Annotated in this window: 5 protein-coding genes; 1 reads left to right on the top strand and 4 read right to left on the bottom strand. The window is 71.7% G+C overall.

All coding sequences use genetic code 11. The features are described from left to right. The first annotated feature begins 121 nt into the window (after window positions 1-121). Window positions 122-1,234, top strand: a complete 1,113-nt coding sequence (locus tag ACSHV8_RS24215; RefSeq protein WP_436536047.1) for a tryptophan dimethylallyltransferase family protein — start codon at window positions 122-124, stop codon at window positions 1,232-1,234. 40 nt (window positions 1,235-1,274) lie between these two features. Here the strand turns inward: ACSHV8_RS24215 and idi are convergent, their stop codons facing one another. From idi to ACSHV8_RS24195, 4 genes are read right to left on the bottom strand one after another with little or no spacing between them, the layout of a single operon-like run. Next, window positions 1,275-1,847 carry an isopentenyl-diphosphate Delta-isomerase gene (idi, locus tag ACSHV8_RS24210; RefSeq protein WP_436536046.1) on the bottom strand — a complete coding sequence of 191 codons (573 nt, stop codon included), beginning with the start codon at window positions 1,845-1,847 and terminating at the stop codon, window positions 1,275-1,277. 45 nt (window positions 1,848-1,892) lie between these two features. After that, window positions 1,893-2,837: an LnmK family bifunctional acyltransferase/decarboxylase gene (locus ACSHV8_RS24205; RefSeq protein ID WP_436536045.1), complete on the bottom strand. Its 945-nt coding sequence runs from the start codon at window positions 2,835-2,837 to the stop codon at window positions 1,893-1,895. Between the two features lie 8 nt (window positions 2,838-2,845). Then, on the bottom strand, window positions 2,846-3,916 hold the full coding sequence (locus ACSHV8_RS24200; protein ID WP_436536044.1) for a histidinol-phosphate transaminase: 1,071 nt from the start codon (window positions 3,914-3,916) through the stop codon (window positions 2,846-2,848). Then, window positions 3,913-4,143: an acyl carrier protein gene (locus tag ACSHV8_RS24195; protein WP_436536043.1), complete on the bottom strand. Its 231-nt coding sequence runs from the start codon at window positions 4,141-4,143 to the stop codon at window positions 3,913-3,915. The genes ACSHV8_RS24200 and ACSHV8_RS24195 overlap by 4 nt, the downstream gene beginning before the upstream one ends.

Genomic DNA, 4,143 nt, shown 5'->3' with positions numbered 1-4,143 from the left:
GATCCACCGGCACCGACGTATGTAGCGGGCACACCGCCGGCCTGCGGTGTGCCCGCCCCACCGGCCGGCGTGGCTGCCCGCCGGCAGTTTCGCGCGACGCCCGGCGACGAAGGAGGAACGAGTGACCGAGGATCCGGCAGCGGTCCGGCTTGCCTGCGCCACGACGATGGACAGAACAGCTCGATCGGTGGGACTGGGCGCCGCGGCAGCGCGGCTCACCGGCACGTTCCGCGCCATGACCGAGCACTGGGGGGCCGCCCGGCTGGACGAGCTGCCCCTGTCGGACGTGTCGCCGGACGGCTCACCCCTCGAAGTGGCGGTGGAGCTCGGCGGGCGCCGGCCCGCCGTGCAGTTCGCGATGGAGCCGCTGCTGCCCTGCCGCCCGGCCAACGACAGCACGGCGGCCCGCACGGTGATGCGGGTCCTCGCCGAGCGCTACGGCGCCGGCGCCGGACGCTGGTCGGCCGTCGCCGACCTGCTGCTGCCCGACGACGCGCAGGGCCCGCACGTCGCCATGTACGGCGCCGAGGTGAGCCCGGACGGCGCCACACGCTTCAAGGTCTGGTTCTACCTCGACGTCGCCGGCCCGGATCGGGCCTTCGACGTGCTGCGCGCCGCGCTGGAGGCAATGGGGGAGGGCCACCTGTGGCCGGCGGTGCAGGCACACGCCCAGCGCAGCGGGCACGACGTGCCGCTGCTGCTCTCGCTGGATCTGACCGACGACGCCGCGGCGCGGGTGAAGGTCTACTTCCGGCACTTCACCGCGGACGTGGAGGAGGTCGTGGCGGTACTCAAGGCCTATCCGGGTTTCGAGCCAGGGGAGGTGAGCGCCTTCTGCCGTTGCCTGCTCGACGGCCGGCTGCAGTTCTCCGACCAGCCCGCGGTGACCTGCCTGTCGCTGCTCGACGCGCAGACACACGAACGGCCGGCGGCCACCCTGTACGTACCGTTGTGGACCTATGCCGACGACGACGAGCAGGTCCGGCTACGGGTACACCGTGCACTGGCCGGGGATCCCCGGGCCCGGCGCCGCTACGACAACGTGCTCGCCGGCGTGGCCAACCGCGACCTGCGCTCGGGTACCGGAATCCACAACTACCTCTCCTGGCAGCCGGGCCGCGTCCGCCCACGGGTGAAGGTGTACCTGTCCCCCGAGATGCACGACATGAACCCACCGCCGCTGGGCGTGAGCCAGCAGGAACATCTGACGGCCGGCAGCCAGGCACCCGACTGACCGCAAGCCGTCACCGGCCGGGCACCGGCGCGGCCGCCACTTACCAGCGGGCGGCGGGCGGCAGCTCGGCCGGGTCCGCCGCCGGCCAGCCCGCCGGGTCCGGTCCCAGCGCGTCGAGCAGCTCGACCTGCAGCCGCGCCCAGGGGGACAGCCCGCTCGTCCCGGCCCTCGCCTCGGCCACGAACGCGGGCCACGCGACCCAGCGGCAGGCGTCCACCTCGTCGGGGTTGGGTGCCGGTTCGTGGCTGGTCGTGGCCCGCAGGACGGGGCACATCTCGTTCTCCACGATGCCGAGCAGTTCCGCCCGGTAACGAAAACGCGGGAGCACCAGGCGTACGTCGTCAAGAGGCAGACCCAGCTCGAAACCCGCCCGTCGGCGCACGGCCTCGACCAGCCGCTCGCCGTGCGCGGGGTGCCCGCAGACGCTGTTGGTCCAGATCGCCGGCCAGGTGTTCTTACCGGCCGCCCGGCGCGTGACGAGGAACCGTCCCGCGGTGTCGAAGACGTAGCAGGAGAAAGCCAGGTGCAGCGGCGTGCTGTCGGTGTGCACGCTCGTCTTGTCGCGGCGGCCGATCGACCGGCCGTCCTCGTCGAGCAGAACGACATGTTCCATCGTTGACCTCATCCCCGTGGTGACCATGGATCCGCACGCCGAGCGCTACGGCGCGGGTGCGAGCTCGATGCTGGCGACCGAGACGAGCCGGTCGCTGCCGGACTCCCGCAGTTGCAGGTCGGCGATCTCGCCGCGTCCCGCAGCACACGGCAGCCAGCGCTGCGCGGTGATCGTGAACACCGTGCCGATGTCGGCGTTACCGAAGAATCCGATGCGCTGGTCGGCGATGCGCCGCTGCAGGAAAGCGGCATCGTCGCGTCCCGCCGCCCGCCACAGCGCCAGGAGCCCGGTGTCGAAGATGGAGAAGAACGCGGCGAAATACAGCAGACCTGCGCCGTTGAGGTCACGCACCGGGTCCAACGCGTACGTGCGGGTCAACGGGGATCCCCCGGGCCGGTAGCCGGCCGGCCCACCCGGATGAAACGTCCCCGTCTGCCGGGCCCGGCCCACGAGAGTGCGCGGGGAATGCTCGTTGGCCAGACGTGGCAGATGCTCGTGGGCGAAGTCGGGCGGCGAGACCTCGGCCAGGCTCCTGTTGCTGCCCGACCGGGTCCGCGAGACCCAGCGGTTGAACGTCTCGGCGTACAGACAGGCGGCATGCGGATGCTCGTGGAACTCGGCTGCCTCCAACGGCAGATCGGGCAGGTCCAGCCCGGCCGGGGCCAGCCGGTGCAGGGTCAGCGCCGAACGGCTGCCCATGTCGAAGACCCGCGAGCTGACCTGCAACCGGTCGCCGAACCCCAGGCCGTGCGGCTGCACGACGGTTCCGCCCCGGATCCGGTAGTAGTAGAACGACAGATACGCGGGCTCACCGTCATGGTTGCGGGCGGCATGCACATCGGTGCTGCAGGCAGCGCTCACCGCATCCCAGGTCCAGTCGCCGATACGGCCGAACAGCAGGGAGCCGCCGCCGGACATGCCGGGCGTCACCACCACACGCCGCGACAACGAGCTGGCGTCGGGCATCCAGACGTGCTCGCCGTAGGTCATCGGGGATCTCATTCCACCGCCTGTCGCCAGTGCGCCGCCGCCGACAGCAGTGCGTCGTTGTCACTCGGACTCCCGACGGTGACGCGAACCCCTTCCCCGGGGAAGACGCGCACCGCGATCGACCGGTGCCGGCACCACTGACCGAAGTCGGCGGCCCGATCCTTCAGCGGCAGCCAGAGGAAATTGGCCTGGCTGCCGGGCACCGGATAGCCCGCCGCCAGCAACCCGTCACGGGTGCGCTCGCGCTCGCCGACCGTCTGCGCGACCCGGTCCAGCAGCTGGTCCTGCAGACCGAGGGCGGCGACAGCGGCTGCCTGGGCAACAGTGCTGACCGCGTAGACGGTGAGTGCCTTGCGCAGCAGCGACACCACGCCCGGCGCGCCGAGCAGATAGCCGACCCGCAGCCCGGCCAGCCCGTACGCCTTGGAGAAGGTGCGCAGCACGACGAGCTGGGGGTGCTGGGACAGCAACCGCACACCGTCGCAGGCCGCCGGGTCCCGCACGTATTCGTGGTACGCCTCGTCGAGCACGACCAGGCAGCGCGACGGCACCTGGGCCAGGAACGCGCGCAGAGCATCCGCGCTGATCACGCCCCCGGTCGGATTGTTGGGACTGCACAACAGCACCATCCGGGTACGGGCGGTGATCCGGGCGGCGATCGCGGGCAGATCGAACGCCCCGTCGCGCAGCGCCACGCGGACACCGGTGACCCCGGCCAGCGCCGCCAAGCTGGGATAGAGCTCGAACGACGGCCACCCGTGGATCACCTGCGCACCGGGCTCGGCGATCGCGTGGAAAAGCGCCTGCAGCAGCGCGACCGACCCGGCGCCGACCATGACGGTGCCGGTATCGACGCCCCGGGCGCGGGCGATCGCCTCCGTCAGCCGCACACACCCCGGGTCGGGATAACGGTTGACGGCGCCGGCGGCCGCCGCGATCGCCCGGCCGATGCCCGCGAGCGGCTCGTGCAAGGACTCGTTGGCCGACAACGGGATGGGCGCGGCGCCGGAGTAGAGCCCCGGCGCCGGGGTGTACTGCGGCAGCTCGGTGAGCACGGGCCGCAGCCAGGGCCCGGTCACGCTGTGCTCCGCGCCGTGATCAGCTCGGCGAGATCGGCGAGACTCGCACTGTCGAGGATCTCGTAGTCGGCGACCCGGATGCCGAACCTGCTGTGAAGCGACTCGGCCAGCTCGACGGCGGCCAGCGAGTCCAGACCGACGTCCCCGAGGCCGGCCGCCGGCACCAGAGCATCATCCTGCAGCTGCAGGTCGTGCACGAGGACCTGCTTGAGAAGTTCCCACGTCAT

This window comes from Actinoplanes sp. HUAS TT8 (assembly GCF_051380535.1).
In the GTDB taxonomy this organism is placed as follows: domain Bacteria; phylum Actinomycetota; class Actinomycetes; order Mycobacteriales; family Micromonosporaceae; genus Actinoplanes.
Note: the sequence above shows the minus strand (reverse complement) of the source record. Positions and strands in the feature narration are given on the sequence as shown.

What these genes read in the sequence shown, in the direction of transcription:
- idi (WP_436536046.1), bottom strand. Translation starts at nt 1,847, where the DNA reads ATGGAACATGTCGTTCTGCTCGACGAGGACGGCCGGTCGATCGGCCGC.
- ACSHV8_RS24205 (WP_436536045.1), bottom strand. Translation starts at nt 2,837, where the DNA reads ATGACCTACGGCGAGCACGTCTGGATGCCCGACGCCAGCTCGTTGTCG.
- ACSHV8_RS24195 (WP_436536043.1), bottom strand. Translation starts at nt 4,143, where the DNA reads ATGACGTGGGAACTTCTCAAGCAGGTCCTCGTGCACGACCTGCAGCTG.